16 protein-coding genes are annotated in these 18,346 nt (G+C 71.3%); 11 read left to right on the top strand and 5 right to left on the bottom strand.

Features of this window, described 5'->3' with window-relative positions; genetic code table 11:
* Positions 1-43: 43 nt before the first annotated feature.
* The 10 genes from phzG (at position 44) to ACIRQ7_RS20805 (ending at position 9,504) form a co-directional block, all read left to right on the top strand.
* Positions 44-682: a phenazine biosynthesis FMN-dependent oxidase PhzG gene (gene phzG / locus ACIRQ7_RS20760; RefSeq protein WP_404264186.1), complete on the top strand. Its 639-nt coding sequence runs from the start codon at positions 44-46 to the stop codon at positions 680-682.
* Between the two features lie 177 nt (positions 683-859).
* Entirely contained in the window at positions 860-1,234 is a 375-nt protein-coding gene (locus ACIRQ7_RS20765; RefSeq protein ID WP_401471103.1) for a nuclear transport factor 2 family protein, read from the top strand.
* A 33-nt stretch (positions 1,235-1,267) separates the two neighbouring features.
* Positions 1,268-1,630, top strand: a complete 363-nt coding sequence (locus ACIRQ7_RS20770; protein ID WP_403668516.1) for a YybH family protein — start codon at positions 1,268-1,270, stop codon at positions 1,628-1,630.
* A 46-nt stretch (positions 1,631-1,676) separates the two neighbouring features.
* Complete coding sequence (locus ACIRQ7_RS20775) at positions 1,677-2,477, top strand: class I SAM-dependent methyltransferase (RefSeq protein ID WP_404264189.1); 801 nt, start codon at positions 1,677-1,679, stop codon at positions 2,475-2,477.
* Positions 2,478-2,566: 89 nt separating this feature from the next.
* Positions 2,567-3,802 carry an MFS transporter gene (locus ACIRQ7_RS20780; protein WP_403668513.1) on the top strand — a complete coding sequence of 412 codons (1,236 nt, stop codon included), beginning with the start codon at positions 2,567-2,569 and terminating at the stop codon, positions 3,800-3,802.
* A 152-nt stretch (positions 3,803-3,954) separates the two neighbouring features.
* Positions 3,955-5,136, top strand: a complete 1,182-nt coding sequence (locus ACIRQ7_RS20785) for an IS701 family transposase (RefSeq protein ID WP_404264191.1) — start codon at positions 3,955-3,957, stop codon at positions 5,134-5,136.
* 243 nt (positions 5,137-5,379) lie between these two features.
* Positions 5,380-6,591, top strand: coding sequence for a methionine adenosyltransferase (metK, locus tag ACIRQ7_RS20790; protein ID WP_404264193.1), 1,212 nt, complete (start codon positions 5,380-5,382; stop codon positions 6,589-6,591).
* Positions 6,578-7,516, top strand: a complete 939-nt coding sequence (gene metF / locus ACIRQ7_RS20795) for a methylenetetrahydrofolate reductase [NAD(P)H] (protein WP_404264195.1) — start codon at positions 6,578-6,580, stop codon at positions 7,514-7,516. Before metK ends, metF begins: the two co-directional genes overlap by 14 nt.
* 28 nt (positions 7,517-7,544) lie before the next feature.
* Complete coding sequence (locus tag ACIRQ7_RS20800) at positions 7,545-8,528, top strand: carbohydrate kinase family protein (RefSeq protein ID WP_404264197.1); 984 nt, start codon at positions 7,545-7,547, stop codon at positions 8,526-8,528.
* 142 nt (positions 8,529-8,670) lie between these two features.
* Positions 8,671-9,504: an NAD(P)H-binding protein gene (locus ACIRQ7_RS20805; protein WP_404264199.1), complete on the top strand. Its 834-nt coding sequence runs from the start codon at positions 8,671-8,673 to the stop codon at positions 9,502-9,504.
* A gap of 132 nt (positions 9,505-9,636) precedes the next feature.
* Here ACIRQ7_RS20805 and ACIRQ7_RS20810 read toward each other — a convergent pair whose 3' ends face one another.
* From ACIRQ7_RS20810 to ACIRQ7_RS20830, 5 genes are all read right to left on the bottom strand, one after another.
* Positions 9,637-10,254, bottom strand: coding sequence for a LysE family translocator (locus ACIRQ7_RS20810; protein ID WP_404264201.1), 618 nt, complete (start codon positions 10,252-10,254; stop codon positions 9,637-9,639).
* Positions 10,248-11,018: a thioesterase II family protein gene (locus tag ACIRQ7_RS20815; RefSeq protein ID WP_404264203.1), complete on the bottom strand. Its 771-nt coding sequence runs from the start codon at positions 11,016-11,018 to the stop codon at positions 10,248-10,250. The genes ACIRQ7_RS20810 and ACIRQ7_RS20815 overlap by 7 nt, the downstream gene beginning before the upstream one ends.
* Before the next feature lie 7 nt (positions 11,019-11,025).
* A complete protein-coding gene (locus tag ACIRQ7_RS20820) occupies positions 11,026-11,313 on the bottom strand; it encodes an acyl carrier protein (protein ID WP_404264205.1) in 288 nt (95 codons plus the stop codon).
* Positions 11,313-15,722 carry an amino acid adenylation domain-containing protein gene (locus ACIRQ7_RS20825; protein ID WP_404264207.1) on the bottom strand — a complete coding sequence of 1,470 codons (4,410 nt, stop codon included), beginning with the start codon at positions 15,720-15,722 and terminating at the stop codon, positions 11,313-11,315. Before ACIRQ7_RS20825 ends, ACIRQ7_RS20820 begins: the two co-directional genes overlap by 1 nt.
* A 727-nt stretch (positions 15,723-16,449) precedes the next feature.
* Positions 16,450-17,379 carry a LysR family transcriptional regulator gene (locus tag ACIRQ7_RS20830; RefSeq protein ID WP_404264209.1) on the bottom strand — a complete coding sequence of 310 codons (930 nt, stop codon included), beginning with the start codon at positions 17,377-17,379 and terminating at the stop codon, positions 16,450-16,452.
* Between the two features lie 70 nt (positions 17,380-17,449).
* Between ACIRQ7_RS20830 and ACIRQ7_RS20835 the strand changes: the two genes are divergently transcribed.
* A complete protein-coding gene (locus tag ACIRQ7_RS20835) occupies positions 17,450-18,316 on the top strand; it encodes a maleylpyruvate isomerase family mycothiol-dependent enzyme (RefSeq protein ID WP_404264211.1) in 867 nt (288 codons plus the stop codon).
* Positions 18,317-18,346 lie beyond the last annotated feature (30 nt).

The raw sequence follows: 18,346 nt of genomic DNA on the forward strand, positions 1-18,346 counted from the left end.
AACACCCCACGGACACGACACTTCACACCTGGCGGAGGCCAGCATGAGCACAGGCAGGTCGGAAACGATGACCGGGGCGATCGAGCTCCCGTTCCCCGAGTACGACAGCCCGCCGCCCGGACCGGCCGGGCTCTTCCGGCACTGGTACGCCACGGCCGAGCGCGTCGGTGTGCGCGAGCCGAAGGCGCTGGCGCTGGCCACCGCCGACAAGCGGGGCCGCCCGTCGAGCCGGATCGTCGCGGTGAACGAGATCACCGACGAGGGCCTCGTCATCGCCACCCACCTCGGGAGCCAGAAGGGCCGTGAGCTCACCGAGAACCCCTGGGCCTCGGGGACCCTGTACTGGCGCGAGACGAGCCAGCAGATCGTGGTGAACGGCGCGGTGGAGCTGCTCGGTTCCGAGCAGGCCGAGGAAAAGTGGCTGCAGCGGCCGATGTTCACGTATCCGGCGTCGGTGGTGTCCCGCCAGAGCGAGGAGCTCGTCGACGTCAAGGCGATGCGGGCGGAGATCGACCGGCTGGCCGGGATCGGCGGGGTGCTGCCGCGCCCGGACAGTTATGTCGCGTATCTGCTGCGCTTCGACACCGTCGAGTTCTGGGCCAACGGCAAGGACCGGCTGCACCAGCGGCTGCGCTACGACCGCGGCGAGGAGGGCTGGACCGTACGGCGCCTCCAGCCCTGACGCTCCGCGGCGGCCTCCTCGGAGGAGGCCGGCCGCCTCGACGATGGCGCGGTGCCCCCTGGGGCGCACCGCGCCATCGTCGTGCCCGCGGGGCCCCGCGCGTGCCGTCGCCCGCGACTTGACATAGTTCCCCGCCGGGCATCGCCACCCCTTCTCCGCAGCCGCACAATTTCTCTTGTGAGCAATCAACAGGGGAATGTGACGACAACGGACCCGCAGAGTGTGGCCGTTACCTATTTCGACGCCTGGCGCGCGAAGAGGTTCGACGATCTGAGGTCTTTGCTGGCCGAGGACGGCTTTTCGTACTCGGGTCCGCTGGCCGAGCTGGACACCGCGGATGCGTGCCGCGAGGCGCTCGCCCGCCTCGGTGGGGTAATGACCGACCTGGTCGTGGAGCGGTCCTTTGTTTCGGGCCCCGACGTGGTGACCTGGTTCACCGTGCACACCTCGGTTGCCTCGCCCAACAAGGTCGTGAACTGGCTCCATGTCGAGGACGGAAAGATCAAAAGGATTCGCGCCGTCTATGACGCGCGCGAAATGGCGTCCATCTGACGGCCGTTCGTCAACCGAGGAAGGAACATCTCCATGACCAGCACGCGTGTGCAGGCCACCGAGCCCGAGGACCTGGCCCGCATCTGGGTCGAGCGGGCCAACGCGGGTGACGCCGAAGGGCTTGCGGCACTGTATGAGCCGGACGCCGTCATGGCTTTCCCGATGGGTGTCGAACATGTCGGCAGGGAAGCCATTCGCGCCGCCTTCGAGGGCATGCTGAAGCACGTCACCCATTTCGAGGACGAAGAGACCCTGCCCACCTTGCGTATCGGTGATCTGGCGCTCACCTCGACGAGCCCGGCGGACCGCAGTCGCGGCCGCTATCAGGTGGCCAGGCGGCAGTCCGACGGAACGTGGCTGCGCATTCTCCATTCGTCCGGATATTTCGAAGAGTGATCCCCGAATACACCGCGGACGGTCTTCCGCGAAAGGAAAGAACGCGATGAGTCTGCAAGCCGAGTCCGCCGATTCCTACACGGGTCTGCTGAGCAAGGACCTGCCCACCGAAGCCGACCGGTTGCGGCTGCTGGAAAAGGTCTACGACGCCGGTACGACCGAGGTGCTGGGGAAGGTCGGCATCGAGCCGGACTGGAACTGCCTCGAACTCGGCGCCGGCGCCGGGTCCATCGCCTACTGGCTGGCCGACCGCGCGCCGCAGGGCCGCGTCGTCGCCGTGGACATCGATCCCCGGTTCATCGATGCCGGCTACGCCCCTCATCTGACGGTGTCGTCCGCGGACATCACCACCGAGGACTTCCCCGACGGGTCGTTCGACCTCATCCACGCGCGTGCGGTGTTCATGCATCTGCCGCGGCGCGAGGAGATCGTCGAGCGTGCCGTGCGCTGGCTCGCCCCCGGCGGCTGGCTCGTCCTGGAGGACGTGCACTTCCTGCCTGCCGCGGACTCCCCCTACCCCGCCTGGCAGCAGGTCAACGGCGGCTGGCTCGCGGCGCTCGCCGCGCAGGGTATCGACCTGTCATGGGCACGTCGTATCCCTGCCACGCTGTCCGGCGCGGGACTCGACCGGGTCGACGTCTCGGTCACCCCCGGCGGCCTCGGCGTCGACCCCGTCCAGGACGAACTGCTGCGCATCCGCATGGTGCAGAGCGGCCAGAGCCTCATCGACGCCGGCCTCGCCACCGCCGACCAGGTCGCGGCGGCACGCGCCCTCGTGGAGAGCCACCCCGCGCCCGACGTGTCGACCTTCGTCTACTCGTCCTGGGGCCAGAAGCCCGCCGCGTAGCACCACGGCACCCGTACCTCCCCGTTCACCCGGCGCCCGTACCCGCGCCGGTTTCCCCCGACCTCAGCCCCAACGGCGGTGTTCACTCCATGAGTTCGACCCAGTCCAAGACGACCACGGAAGGCTCCACGCCTCCCACACGCAAGCTGTCCGCCACAGTCGTCGGATGGCTGTCCTTCGTCACGATGTTCGTGATCGGCACGGACACCTTCCTGGTGGCGCCGATGCTGCCCACCCTGTCCCATGAATTCGACGTCACCACCAGCGTCTCCGGCTGGATGGTCAGCGCCTACGCGCTCGGCTTCGCGCTGTTCGCCCTCGTGGCCGGGCCGCTGTCGGACGGCCGCGACCGGCGCAGCGTGCTGCTGCTCGGCTTCGCCGGCTTCGCCGTGTCCACCGCCCTGTGCGGCGTGGCCCAGGGCTTCTGGACCATGATCCTCTTCCGGGTGCTGGCCGGCATGTCGGCGGCGCTGGTCACCCCGCAGATCTGGGCGTCCATCCCCGTGCTGGTCCCCGGCAACGCGATCGTGAAGACCATGGGCTTCGCCGGAGCCGGTATGTCCATCTCGCAGGTCGTGGGCGTCCCCATCGGCGGCTGGCTAGCGGCGAGTTCCTGGCACGTCCCGTTCTTCGCCGTGGCCGGACTCTCCGCCGTGGCCTGGCTCGTCCTGTTCAAGATCTTCCCGTCCGTCGAGGGCGCACCGGCCGGTGAGCGGACCGGATTCTTCAGCATCTACGCCGGACTGTTCCGGTCCCGTACCTTCACCTGGTACCTGGTGGGCTATCTCGCCTACCAGACCGGTGTGTTCGAGACCATCTCCTTCATCGGCTCCTGGCTGGCCCGTGACTTCGGGCTCGGCGTCAGCGCCATCGGCGCCGCGATGATGGCCCTCGGCGTCGGCATGGCGACCACCTCCCTGTTCGGCAGCCACATCATCAAGCGGCTGGGCGAGGCGCGCACCCTCGCCTACGCCTTCGTGGCGCTCATCGTGCTCTACGGCGCGGTGCCGTTCGCCCCGAACCTCGCCACCGCGATCGTGCTGCTCGCCCTCGGCTCCGCGGTCCTCGGCATCAACTACCCCATCTTCATGGCCATGTTGCTGTCCCAGACCACCGCGGCCCGCGGCACCGTCTCCTCCCTGGCGACCACGGCCCTGTACGTCGGCACGACCATCGGCGGGTTCGTCGGCGGAATCCTGCTCACCAAGTTCGACGGATTCCACGGCGTCTCCGGGTTCACGGTGATCGCGCTGGTCCTGGCCGCCGTCGTCTTCACCGGGTCCGGAGCCTTCAAGACCCGGGCGGCCGAGCCCGCCGCGGCCTGACGACACCCCGCAGCTGCCCGCCGGCCCGCGCCGCGCCCCCATCGCGGCGTGCGGCCGGGCACGGGCGGCTCCGGGGCGCGGGCCGTCCCGGGCGACCGGGACGGCCCGCCGTCCGGACCGTTCCGACGCCGGCCGATCACCAGGGGGAGTTCATGTACAGCGCCGCGGCGCCCGACCGGCCACGGAAGGAGGCCGGAGCCGACGACACGGTGGCGGCCCGGCTCTGCGCCGACGTCTTCACCTCCCTCGCCCGCAGCGATCAGCGCGCCAGGGCGCGGCAGTACGTCCAGGGGCTGCTCACCACCGAAGGCCGCAAGTCCTTCCGGAACATGGCCGCCCAGCTCGGCGGCGGCCCCACGCTGGAACAGCGCATGCACCACTTCGTCAGCTGCTCGACCTGGGACTGGGTACCGGTGCGCCAGGCACTGACCGAGGTCATGGCGCAGGCGGCGCCGCCCGAGGCCTGGGTGCTGCGGCCGCTGCTCGTGCCGAAGGACGGCAGCGAAACCGTCGGCGTCCACCAGCGCCACGACCCCGCCCTCGGCCGGCTGCTCAACCTCCAGTACACGGTGGGGCTGTGGTCCGCCTCCGCGGCCGCCGCCCACCCGCTCGGCTGGCGGCTGCTGCTGCCGCGGGTGTGGACCGACGACCCGGTGCGCCGCGCCCGGGTCTCGATTCCCGCCACCCGCCGCGCCGAGACACCGGGGGAGTGCGCGGTGGAGGCCTGTCTGGAAACGGTGGCACGGGCGCCGCGCACCGGGCCGCCCCGCCCGGTGGTGGTGGCCGTGGACGGCGCCGACGTGGTCGGTGTCATCCAGCAACTGCGCGCCGCCCGGCTGCCGTTCCTGGTCAAGTCCGACCGGGCCGTCCCGCTCGCCGTCGTCGACCAGGACGCCCCGGGGGCCGCCTCGCGCCCGCACTCGCCGCACCAGATCATCGCGGCGGCCCGGAGCCGTCCGCGGCCGGACGGCGCGCACACCCCGGCGGACGACCGCACCCTCGCGGTCCGGGTCCGCTCGCCGCTGCGCGGCACCCGGACCGAACACGCCCCGGACGACGACCTGTTGCTCGTCGGCAGCGCCGACGCGGGGCACCCGCCCGGCGACCTCTGGCTCACCAACATGCGCGACACCCCCGTCGCCCGGCTCACGGCGCTGACCGCCCTCGTCGCGCGCAGCGACGACGCCCTCGCCCGGACCACCGTCCCGCTGGGCATCAAGGACTTCACCGGGCGGACCTTCGACGGCTGGAACCGCCATACGACGCTGGTGTCCGTGGCGCACTGCGCCGTCCTGCTGTCACAAGCGGCCCACCGGCCGCCCCCGGAGGCGTGAGTCCGGCCGCCGGCGAAGTCCGCTCCTGACAGAGTCCGGAGGATTTCCTGGTGCCGGCCGCGGTGTCTGGCTAGCGTCATCGGTGGCGCACGGCGTGATCGCCGGAGCCCCGCCACGGTCCGGGCGCCGCCCCGCCCGGACCGTGCCCGCGCGCCCTGCCGGCACCGCGACCCGCCTGCGTGTCCCTGCCGACGACGGCCCTTTTCCCCCGCTTCCCCTTCCCCGCCTCCCCAGGAGCGATAGATGCCTCTGCGCCTGTTCACCTCGGAATCCGTGACCGAGGGGCACCCCGACAAGATCGCCGACCAGATCAGCGACACCGTCCTCGACGCCCTGCTCCGCGACGACCCCGCCTCCCGGGTCGCCGTGGAGACCCTGATCACCACCGGGCAGGTCCACGTGGCCGGTGAGGTCACCACCCGGTCCTACGCGCCGATCGCCCAACTGGTGCGGGAGAAGATCCTGGAGATCGGCTACGACGCCTCGGCGAAGGGCTTCGACGGTGCCTCCTGCGGCGTCTCGGTGTCCCTCGGCACGCAGTCCCCCGACATCGCGCAGGGGGTCGACACCGCCTACGAGAAGCGGATCGAAGGCGCCGCCCAGGACGCACTGGACACCCAGGGCGCCGGCGACCAGGGCCTGATGTTCGGATACGCCACCGACGAGACTCCCGAGCTGATGCCGCTCCCGATCCATCTGGCGCACCGCCTCGCCCGCAGGCTGGCGGAGGTGCGCAAGGACGGCACCCTGCCGTATCTGCGGCCCGACGGAAAGACCCAGGTCACCATCGGGTACGACGGTGAGCGGGCGGTCCGGCTCGACACCGTCGTCGTCTCCTCGCAGCACGCACCCGGCACCGACCTGGAGAAGCAGCTGACCGAGGACATCCGCGTGCACGTCGTCGACCAGGTGCTCGGCCGGCTGGCCGAGGACGGCATCAAGCTCGACACCGAGGACTACCGTCTGCTGGTCAACCCCACCGGCCGCTTCGAGATCGGCGGGCCGATGGGCGACGCGGGGCTGACCGGCCGGAAGATCATCATCGACACCTACGGCGGCATGGCCCGGCACGGCGGCGGCGCCTTCTCGGGCAAGGACCCGTCCAAGGTGGACCGTTCGGCCGCCTACGCGATGCGCTGGGTGGCCAAGAACGTCGTGGCCTCCGGGCTCGCCCGGCGCTGCGAGGTGCAGGTCGCCTACGCCATCGGCAAGGCGGAGCCGGTCGGCCTGTTCGTCGAGACGTACGGCACCGAGACCGCGCCCCTGGGACGCATCCAGCAGGCCGTCTCCGACGTCTTCGACCTGCGCCCCGCCGCGATCATCCGGGACCTGGACCTGCTGCGGCCCATCTACGCGCAGACCGCCGCCTACGGCCACTTCGGGCGCGAGATCCCCGACTTCACCTGGGAGCGCACCGACCGCGTCAACGAACTGCGCCTCCATGCCACCCGGTGACCGGGCGGGCACCCCGGTGACCGGCACAGCGGCCCTCCCCGCCGCCTTCGGCGCGGGCCCCACGTTCTCCTTCGAGTTCTTCCCCCCGAAGACCGAGACCGGCGTGCGCACCCTGTGGAACACGATCCGCCGCCTGGAGGCACTCGCCCCCAGCTTCGTCTCCGTCACCTACGGAGCGGGCGGATCGTCCCGGGACCGCACCATCGAGACCACCGAGCGGATCGCCGCCGAGACGACGCTGCGGCCGGTGGCCCACCTCACCGCGGTCGGCCACTCCGTCGCGGAGCTGCGCCGCATCATCGGCCGGTACGCCGACGCGGGCATCCGCGACGTCCTGGTGCTGCGCGGCGATCCGCCGGGGAACCCCAGCGGGCCCTGGCACCGCCATCCGCAGGGCCTCGGATACGCCCACGAACTGGTCGAACTGGTCCGGGAACTGGGCGACTTCACGATCGGTGTCGCCGCCTTCCCCGAACGCCACCCGCGCTCGCCCGACTGGGAGAGCGAGATCCGGCACTTCGTCGCCAAATGCCGGGCCGGGGCCGACTACGCCCTCACCCAGATGTTCTTCGACGTGCGGGACTACCTGCGGCTGCGCGACCGGGTCGCGGCGGCCGGCTGCGACGTGCCGATCATCCCGGAGATCATGCCCGCCACCGACGTACGGCAGATCCGCCGGTTCGCGGAACTGAGCGGAGCGGCCTTCCCCGAGGACCTGGCCCACCGCCTGGAGGCCGCCCGGGACGACCCCGCCGCCGGGCACCGCATCGGCGTCGACCACGCCGTCGAGATGGCCGACCGGCTGCTCGCCGAGGGCGCCCCCGGACTGCACTGCATCACCCTCAACAAATCCACCGCGGCCCTCGACATCCACCGGGCCGTGCGACCGGCCCGCACCGGATGCGTGCGACCGGCCGTCCGCTGACGCACAACCGACCTGGGGGAGCGCCGACATGCGTCTGGCCATCACCGGCTCCATAGCCACCGACCACCTGGCGACCTTCCCCGGAAGGTTCGCCGACCAGCTGATCCCCGACCAGCTCGCGCACGTCTCCCTGTCGTTCCTGGTGGACGACCTGGAGGTGCGGCGCGGCGGCGTCGCGGCGAACATCGCCTTCGGGCTCGGCTCGCTGGGGCTGGGGCCGTATCTGGTGGGCGCGGCGGGGGAGGACTTCGCGGAGTACGAACTCTGGCTCAAGGCCCACGGTGTGCACACCGAGCACGTGCGGCGCAGCAGCGGCCTGCAGACGGCCCGCTTCATGTGCACCACGGACGAGGACCACAACCAGATCGCTTCCTTCTACGCCGGAGCGATGGCCGAGGCGCCCCTCATCGACCTGCGCGACGTCGCCCGGCGGATGGGCGGCGCCGATCTGGTCCTGGTCTCACCCAACGCCCCCGAGGCCATGCTGCGCCACACCCGCGAGTGCCGCGAGGAGCGGCTCCCTTTCGCCGCCGACCCCTCCCAGCAGCTCGCCCGGCTGAGCCGCGACGAGGTCCGCCACCTGCTGTACGGCGCCTCGTACCTGTTCACCAACGCCTACGAATCCGCGCTGCTGCTGGAGCTGTCCGGATGGACCCGGCAGGAGGTGCTCGGGCAGCTGGGCACCTGGATCACCACGCGGGGCGCCGAGGGCGTACTCGTCGAGTCCGAGGGGGCCCGGCCCCTCACCTTCCCCGCCGTGCCCACGGCGGAGGCGGTGGACCCGACCGGCGTCGGCGACGCATTCCGGGCCGGTTTCCTGGCGGCCCTGAGCTGGGGTCTGCCGGTGTCCGCGGCGGTCCCCCTGGGGTGCGCGCTGGCCACCACGGCGCTGGAGACGGTCGGCCCCCAGCAGTACACCGTGTCCGCGCCGGACCTGTGCTCCCGCATCGAGCGGACCTACGGCTCCCCGGCCGCCCGGCTGATCGCCCCGCACCTGGAGCCGCTCGGCTGAACCGCCCGGCGGCCCGCCCGGGTTCGCGCGGGGGTTCGCCCAGGGGGATGCGTTTTCGACCCCGGAGCCCGCGCGACCCCCTGCGCCCGGCCCGATCCGGCAAAGCGCCCTGCGCGGTGCGCGGGCATGGTTGTCTCCTGCCATGACCAAGATCCTGGTGACCGGTGCGACCGGAAGCATCGGCAGGCACATCGTTTCCACCCTGGCCGCACGCGGGCTGCCCGTACGCGCGCTGGTACGCGACCCGGCGCGGTACGAGCCCGCCGAGGGGGTGGAGGTGGTGGCCGGTGACCTGGCGTCCCCGCGGACGCTGGGGCCCGCGCTGCGCGGAGTGCACAGCGTCTATCTGATGTGGCCGGGGATCCCGGTGGACCCCGAAACCGTGCGGGCGGTGGCCCGGCAGGCCGAGCGCGTGGTGTACCTGTCGACCGATGTCGCCGACCTCGCCGACGGTGAGCCGGCCACGTCCTACCACCAGGAGATGGAGCGGCTGCTCAGGGCTTCCGGGACGAGCTGGACCTTCCTGCGGGCCATCGACTTCGCCACCAACGCCCTCCGATGGGCGGACCAGGTCAAGCAGGGGGTGGTGCGCTGGCCCTACGCGCAGGCGGCCCGGTCGCTGATCCACGAGCGCGATATCGCCGACGTGGCCGTGCACACCCTCACCACCGGGGGCCACGACCGGGCCGCGTACGTGCTCACCGGCCCCGAGGCCGTCACCCACGCCGAACAGGTCAAGATCATCGCGGAGGAGACCGGGCGCCAGGTGCGCTGGGAGGAACTCCCGCTGGAGACGGCGCGTGCGCAGCTGACGGCCGCCTGGGGCAACGCCCGTTTCGTGGACGCCCGGTTGAAGGCCTGGGGCGCCTTCGTGGACACACCCGAGCGGGTCACCGGCACCGTGGAACACCTCCTCGGGCGCCCGGCACTGTCGTTCCGGACCTGGGCACGCGACCACGCGGACGACTTCCGCTGACGGCTCGGGCACGCGGCCCGGCAGGCGGAACGGACGAGGGGTCTCCAGGAGCCCGGCTCCTGGAGACCCCTCTCGTGTCCGGCGCGGCAACCCCTGCGCGTCACCGCGCGCCGGACACCCCGCCCTGCCGGATCACGGCGACTGGAAGGCCAGCCGCGCCGCGAAGCCGATGAGCAGGACGCCCGTCGCCTGCTCGATCCGCGCGCGCACCCGCGGCCGCCGCAGCACCTTCCCGAAGTGGTCGACGGTGACGACGTACAGGCTGAACCACAGCAGGTAGATCACCGCGAACGCCAGGGACAGCACCAGCGCCCTGGGGAAGATGTTGTGACCGGCCGGCAGGAACTGCGGCAGGAACGTCACGAAGAACAGCGCGACCTTGGGATTGAGCGAGTTGGACAGGAAGCCGTGCCGCAGATACTTCGAGTCCAGCTTCGCGTCCTCCTGGCCGCCCTCCTCCGCCTTCTGGGCCATGGTGCGCCGCGCGCTCAGGAACGTCGCGATGCCCATCCACACCAGATAGCCGGCGCCCACGACCTTCAGGACGGTGAACGCCGTCGCCGAGGCGACCAGCAGGGCGGAGACGCCCAGCACCGCCGCCCCCACATGGACGCTCAGCCCGAGCGCGCCGCCCACCATCGTGAGCAGCCCGGCGGCCCGGCCGCCGGCGAGGGCGTTGCGGGTGATCAGCGCCTGGTCCGGGCCGGGAATCATGACCAGGACCAATGACGCGGCGGCGAAGGTCAGCACGGCGCGCTCCTCTCCTGCGTACGGACCGCCCGCAGCGCGCCGGCCAGCGACCGCAGGACGGGGGCGGGCTGCTCCCGCAGATAGAAGTGCCCGCCGGGGAACTGCCGCACGGTGACCTCGCCCGTCGTGAGCTCCTGCCATGCCTGGAGCTGTTCGGCGGTGACCTGGTCGCCGCGGCCGCCGAACACCGTGATCGGCAGCGCCAGCGGCTCCCCGGCGCGCCAGGAGTAGGTCTCCAGGACCTGGTAGTCCCCGCGCAGTGCGGTGGCCGCCAGCTCCCGCAGCTCCGCCGAGGCCAGTACCTCTTCCGGGATGCCGCCGTGGGTCCGTGACACCGCCTCGATCAGCTCGGCGTCCGGCAGCGTGTGCAACTCCTGTGAGACCCGCGGCAGATGGGGCGCCGGATAGCCGGAGACCACCAGCTGCGCCGGCAGCGGACGGCCCGCCGTACGCAGCGCCCGGGTGACCTCGTACGCGATGAGCGACCCGAGGCTGTGCCCGAACAGCGCGTAGGGCGCCGTGCCGAGCGGCACATGGGCCAGCACGCCCTCGACGAGCGTGTCCATCGACGTGAACACCGGTTCGGCCAGGCGCGATCCACGGCCCGGCAGTTGTACGGCGTGGAATTCGGCTCCCGGCAGGTCCCGGGCCCATCGGAGGTACTCCGCGGCCGAACCGCCCCCGTGCGCGAAGCAGTAGAGCTTGGGGGCGGCCGGCCGCGGTGCCCCGCTCACCAGCCAGCGGGGCAACGCAGCTGTGCGCATGATCGCCTCATCCCTTCGCCGGGACGGACCCGGTCAGAAAACGGGCCACCCCGTCGGCCGTGAAGTGCTGGAGGACGTCCTTGGGTCGCACCCGCGCGCCCAGGTCCTCCCGCAGCCGGGCGCAGATCACCAGGACGGTTGCCGAGTCGGCACCCAGCTGGTCCAGCGGAGCCGTCGGGTCGATCGCCTCCGGGGAGGTGTCGAGGATCTCCGCCAGGAAATCGACGAACCAGCGCACGATCCGCTCATGGGTCAACGGGGGATTCCGGGTCATCACTTCTCCTGCGGCGGTCATCACTTCTCCTCCGGCATCAGCTCGGACGGGCCCAGCAGTTGTTCCAGATAGGTATCGAGCGCTTCCACCGTCGTGTGCTGAAGGATCGTCCCGACCGGCACGGTCACATCGAACGCGGACTGCAGATTGGACGCCAGGCGCGCCGCGAGCAGCGAGTCGCCGCCCGCCTCCAGGAAGTCGTCCGCCATGTCCACGCTCTTCAGGCCGAGGACCTCCCGCCAGATCTCGACCAGCTTGAACTGCCGGTCGGTGCGCGGTGGTCTGGCCGGCCGGTTGCGCATCGAACTGCGCGCCCCCGCCTTGACCAGGGCCTTGCGGTCCACCTTCCCGGTGCTGCTGAGCGGCAGCTCGCTCAGCGCGAGAAGCTGGGCCGGCACCATGTACTTGGCCAGGTGCTCCGCGGCGAAGGAGCGCAGCTCCTCGGGGGCGAAACGACGCCCGACCTCGGGGCCCTGCGCGACGATCACGTCGAAGCCCACCGAGCCCGGCCCGCCGGAGGTGGTGATCACCGCCGTGTCGGCGAAGCCGGCGGCCGCCAGCTCCCGCTGCCACTGGCCGCGATCCAGCAGACAGTGCCCGGTGCGCAGATCCGTGTCCTCGAAGTTGTCGAAGCCCTGCTGAAGGCCCATGACCAGATCGAACCAAGGGTGGAACGTGGTCTGCTCGACCAGCAGGAGCACGCCCCCCGGCGCCATCACGGAACGCAGGCCGCGCAGCGTGCGCCGGATCTGGCGCATGTCGTGCAGCACGCTCGCGGCGATGACCAGGTCGGCGGACTGGTTCTCGAAGCCCTGGGTCTCGGCCGGCTGGTCGAGGTCGAACAGCTCGTACCGCACGAACGGGAAGTCCTCGAAGGCGGACTGTGCCCGGTCGGTGAAGTAGCGGGAGATGTCCGTGAAGACGTACTCGGTCCGGTCGGGCGGCAGCAGCGGCAGCAGGTGCCGGGTCAGCGAGCCGTAGCCGGACCCGACCTCCAGCACGTTCAGCGGCCGGTCGGCGGGCCAGGCGGCCACCATGTTCCGTACGGCCTCGGTCGCGGTCGCGTAGGTCGGGCCGAACAGCTTCTCGTAGATGCCCGGGGTCCGGTCGGAGGCGTACAGCTCCGCGGAGTGGATGCTCTGCGTCAGCACGCCCGCCAGGTCGCCGGCGAGGGAGAGCATCCAGTCGCTGACGTCCTCGGGAATCTCCAGGACGTCCGCCAGCACGGCCTTGGCCCGCTGCGCCAGCTCCGGGGAGACCGCGGTGGGCAGCTCCCGCGCCACCTCCAGACCGGCCGGTCCGCGGCGCAGGTAGCCGGCCTCTTCCAGGGATCCGACGGCGCGCGCGAGCCAGCGCTCGTAGCGCGGCGCGATACCGGCACCGCGCAGGGCCGCGGGGTCGAACGGCTCGCCGGGGGAGTGCGGCAGCCCGAAGGAGCGGAAGGCGGTCGCGGTCGCGACGGCGTGGACGTCGTTGAGCGCGTCCCAGGCCGTCCGCAGCTCTTCGGGGGACGGCCCGGGGGCCGGCCTCCCGGCGGTGTCGCGCAGCGCCTGCCACTGGCCCTGGCTGACCTCGTGATCCGCGTGCTCGGTCACGAACAGCGAGCTGTCGTCGTCCGACGGCACGACGTACCCGAGCAGGCGGGACGCGCCACCGTCGTCGGACGCCTTCACGACCACGGCGCTGTCGACTCCGGGATGGCGGGCGAGGGTCGTCTCGATCTCGCCCAGCTCGACCCGGTGTCCGTTGATCTTGACCTGACCGTCCTGGCGTCCCAGGAACTCGATGGTGCCGTCCGGCAGATAGCGGCCGAAGTCGCCGGTCCGGTAGAGCCGTTCGCCGGTGAGCGGATGCCGGATGAAGCTCGCCGCCGTCCGCTCCTCGTCCGCCCAGTACCCGCGGGCCAGGCCCACGCCTCCGATGTGCAGCTCACCCGCCGTCCACACCGGGCACGGGTCGAGGTGCGCGTCCAGGACGTGGAAGGTCTGGTTGCGCAGCGGAATGCCGTACGGCACGCTCTTGGCGCCCTGTTCGGTGTCGCCGATCCGGTGGTGGATGGACCAGATCGACGCCTCGGTGGCGCCGCCCAGGCTGATGACCTCGGCATCGGGCCACAACGCGCGGATACGGTCCGGCAGATCGACCGGGACCCAGTCGCCGCTCAGCATCACCAGCCGCAGCCCCTCGGGTATGTCACCCCCCATTTCGAGGTGCTCGACCAGCATCTGCATCTGGGCCGGAACCGAGTTCCAGACGGTCGTGCCGTGGGTGGCCATGACCTTCGCCCAGTGCGCGGGGTCCGACCGCAGGTCCTGATCGGGCAGCACCAGGGTGGCGCCCGCGGCGAAGGTGCCGAACAGGTCGTAGACGGACAGGTCGAAGCTGAGGTCGGCCAGGCCGAAGACGAAGTCGCCGGGGCCGACGCCGAAGCGCTCGTTGATGTCGATGACGGTGTTGAGCGCGGCGTGGTGCTCGATCATCACGCCCTTGGGCGCCCCGGTCGACCCGGAGGTGTAGATGACGTACGCCAGGTCCTGCGGCTGCGCGGGCCCCGACGGGTGGCGGACAGCGGTGTCGGCCCGCGGCCGGCCCTGATCCTGGTCGGCGGGGACGCGCGGCACGCCCTGCGGCCACTCCAGCCCGCTCTCCAGCTCCTTGTCCGTGACGACCGCCAGGGCCTTGCCGTCCTCCAGGATGCGCGCGCGGCGCTGCAGCGGGAGCGTGGCGCTGACGGGGAGGTAGGCACCGCCGGCCATCATCGTGCCGTAGGCGGCGGCGACCTGGGCGGGTCCCTTGTGCAGGGTGATGCCCACCAGCCGGTCCCGCAGGCTCGTGCCGCCGGCCTGCTCGGTGAGGCGTCCGGCGATCACCTGTGCCTGGTCGGCCAGCTCGCCGTAGGTCAGGGTGCCGGCGTCGCTCAGCACGGCGGGGCGGTCCGGGTGGCGGGTGGCCATGTCCAGCAGCGGTTCGTGGAGCAGCCCGGTGGGGGCGTGGCCGGCGGTGTCGTTGGCCTGCTCGCGGCCGGTCAGCTGCCGGTCCGGCAGCGTGACGCGCAGCTCCTGTTCCCACATGGAGTCGTCGGAGGCCAGCCGCTCGACCATGCCGCAGTACGTGGCGAACATGTCGTCCAGCAGCCCTTCGGGGAAGAGCTCCTCCACGCAGTCCCACGTCAGGTTGAGCGACCCGGTGATGTCGACCACCTGGTGGTCGAGCCACACCTGCGGGGTCTGGCTGATGCGGTACGAGATGTCGCCGAAGCTGTCCATCGCCTGCGAGACGTCGGCGGCGGTGCCCAGCCCGCTGGTGAACACCACGGGCATCGTCTCGAACCCGTCCTGCAGGCCGAGGCGGCGCCGCTCGCGCAGGGTCTGCAGGGCGCTGACATGACGGTGGCGCAGATCGCGCTGGAGCTGCAACTGCGTGGTGTTGACGCGCTCTTCGAGGGGCCTGCCCCCGCTGGCGTCCATCTCCAGCAGGCAGATGGAGGTGAAGTCGCCGACCACCCGGCGCAGATGGGGGTGCAGGCTGCGGTGACCGGCGTCGTCCTCGGTCAGCAGCAGCGGCAGCCGGTTGAACAGCGTGAGGTTGAGGGTGAAGCGCCGGGTGCCGCTCCAGGCCGCCAGCACTTCGGAGAAGACCGTCGCCAGCACGGCGGTCGGCGTCAGGCCGCGGTCCTCACAGCGTTCCTGGAGGCGCTGCCAGTCCTCGTCGGGGAGGTGGAACTCGCGGTGCGAGAAGCGGGGCTTGTGCACACTCACCGGGGACTTGGCGAGCGGGAGGTCGGGCGGAGGGGCCAGGGTCTGCGCCCGGCCGGTCCAGTACTCCAGCGCCTTCTGGTGGCGCGGGGCCTGACTGCCCCGTTCGAGCGCCTGCGCGTAGTCGCGGAAGGTCACGTCGACCGGTTCGAGCCGGTGGTCGGGGTCCAGGTACAGCGCACTCCACTCGCTGAAGAGCAGGGTGATGCTGGCCAGGTCGACCATCAGCAGGTCGAGGCTGATGTGGACGCGGTCGTGGTCGGCGAGGCGGGTGAGCCGGATGTCGAACAGCGGCCAGTCCGCGGCGGTGTAGACGTGATGTGACATCTCATCCCGGATGCCGTCGAGGGTGCGCTCCGCTTCGTCCGCGGGCAGCGAGCGCACATCGGTACATCGAATCCGGAAGTCCGGGACGCGTTCGAGGACGCGTTGCCGGCCGTCCTCCGCGACGACGGCCCGCAGCATGTCGTGGCGTGCTATGAGTCGGCACCAGGCGCTTGTGAGCCGGTCGAGGTCCAGCCGGCGCCCTTCCAGTTCGAAATAGGCGTGCGGGGCGACGTTGCCCAGAACGAAGTTGGGGCCCCGGCCGACCCAGTAGGCGTACTGGATCTCGGTCAGCGGAAACTCCTGGTACCTCTCTTCGGGGACAGTGGCGTCCGAAGGGGCGGTATTCATGGATCTCCCTCGTTTTCCCACGGATGCGGGCAGCTGTGTACGTGCCTTGGGACCGGTTTCCCGGCGCCGGGCAGCGGAGTGAAAGGTGATCGGCAGATCGCCAGGGTCAGCACATCCATGACGGCCGTCCGGCGGTAATTCACCGGTCAACATTAGGCCGATATCTTTCCATGGCGGACCGAGCGTACCCGGGACGGACTTCGCTCCGAAGAGGTCATAAACCTTTGGCCGGATCATTACGCACGGTGGGTCCGTGCGTGTGTCGGCAAGGGTTTGGCGCAGGTGCCCTGGAAATAGGTGTGAACTGGGCCTACGGGCCGATCGGAGCCCTTTCCGGGGCGCTTCGCGGAGGCGTCCGAGCGGGCGGGAACCGTCGACCGACATGGCCGATTCCCTTCGCTTAAACAGCGCAAAACGAACAAACGGCACGGGGTGTCAACCGGAATCGGACACATCACATCAGGAGCGGTAGCGACAATTCCGGATAGCCTCCGAAGAGGCGCCCGCGAATCGCTGAGAGCGAAATACCGTCCCGTGCCCGATTTCCTCGCAGGGTAACGAGCGGCGAATGCCGATTTCTGCTAAGGCTTCCCCGGGCGGGAAATCCGGAAAGTAAAATCTTCCACCGTTTTCGCGCATGCGGGTGCGCGACGGGAACGGGCCATGTCCGGACCGCCGCGCAACGGAAGAACCGCCGGCCGACGCGCGCCGTCGGCCGGCCGTGGTGTTACCGCTTCGGCCGGGCCGTGGGGCCGTCGGCCAGAGCCGTTCGCAGGTTCTCCAGGAAGACCCTCGCCGCGGGGCTGCCCGGTCCGCCCGTCTGCCAGGCCAGGGCGATCCGGGCACGCGCCTGAGGGTGGGTGATCCTCAGCGTGCGCAGGCCGAAGGATGCCGCGTCGTCCGCCGGGAGTTCCGGAATGACGGCCACGCCCAGACCGCGGGCCGCGAGCTCCGCCAGGACGTACGGAGCCGCCGCCTCGAAGGCGATACGCGGACGGAAGCCCGCGTCCGCGCAGGCCCGGTCGAGCGCCCCGCGCATACCCGTGCCGCGCGGCAGGCTGATCAGGGCGCGATCGCGGAGCGAGGCCAACGGAACGCTGGTGCGGCGTGCGCGCCCGAGGAGCGGGTCGTCCAGCGCGACGGCGGCGACCAAGGGCTCGTCGAGCACGATCTCGAAGGAGAGGCCGGGAGGGTGCTCCTCGTCCGCGACCCCCACCACGGCGATGTCGAGTTCGCCGCGGCGCAGCGCGTCCAGCATCCGCTCGGAGGTGTCCTCGGCGAGGGTGATCTCGACCTGCGGGTGCGCGTCGTGGAAGTCGGCCAGCAGGGTGGGCACCTCGAACGCGCGGGTCGCGGCACCCGAGACGAGGCCGATGGCGATATGGCCGCGCAGCAGTCCGGTGAGTTCGTCCACGGTCTGCCGGACACCGTCGACGGCGCCGAGCGCCGCCCGCGCGTACGGCAGCACCGCCTCGCCCACCTGCGTCAGGACCACCTCCCGGCCGGTGCGGTCCAGCAGGGGCTGGCCGAGTTCCCGCTCCAGCCGCCTGATCTGGGCGCTCACCCCTGGCTGGGCCAGATGGAGGCGGGCGGCCGCACGCGTGAAGCTGCCCTCCTCCGCGACCGCGACAAAGTACTGCAGCTGACGGAGTTCCATAACCAATAATTCTAGCTGGGAGAAGGGAAAGCTCTTGGACTTATGACCGGCGGGGCGGCAGCCTGGCGCCATGGGGAATACGCAGCGGACGACGCCGGACATCAGGGCGGCCATCGCGGCCGAGCGCAGGGAGTTGGCGGACCTGCTGTCCGCGCTGCCGGACGGGACATGGGACGCGCCGACACTGTGTGCCGGATGGCGGGTACGGGAGGTCGCCGCCCATATGTCGATGGGGTTCCGCTACTCCCTCCCGAAGACGATGGGCGAACTCGCCAAGGCGGGCGGCAGCCTCCACCGGATGACCGACCGGTGCGCCCGCCGCGACGCCGCCGCCCACCCGCCGTCCGCACTCGCGGGCTTCCTCCGGGACCACGCGGATCACCCCTGGAAGCCCCCGGTCGGCGGAATCGCCGCCGCGTTGGGGCACGACGTCATCCACGGCCTGGACATCACCGTCGCGCTGGGCATCGCCCGCCGGGTGCCCGAGGACCGCATACGGATCCTCCTGGACACCGTCACCCCCCGAACCGTCAGGTTCTTCAAGGGCGACCTCGGCGGCGTCGAACTCCGCGCCACCGACCTCGACTGGACCTACGGCACCGGCGCCCCGCTGTCCGGCTCCGCACAGGACCTCCTGCTGCTGGCCTACGGACGAAAACTTCCCCCGGGCCACCTCCGGGCGAGCCGAGCGGCCGCTTCTCGCCGTGATCGTCACTCGTGGCGGAGACGCCGGACCGCTACCCCGGCTGTGCGCAGGGCCCGCACGGAGAGGACGGCGGATCAGGGGGGGGCAGCGGGGGCCGGGAGGCCGCGGATGAGGTCGGCGGCTTTCCGTGATGCGCTGCTCCTGCCCGGGGTCGGGTCGGCTCCGTCGGGGCGAGCGCGCCGAGGAAGCAGGGCCGCCGCGGACGTCCGGAGCAACGGGCGCCGGGGGTAACGGAGTTCAGGGAGGCGCGGGGAGTAGGAG

Source organism: Streptomyces sp. NPDC101393 (assembly GCF_044767385.1).
Classification (GTDB): Bacteria; Actinomycetota; Actinomycetes; order Streptomycetales; family Streptomycetaceae; genus Streptomyces.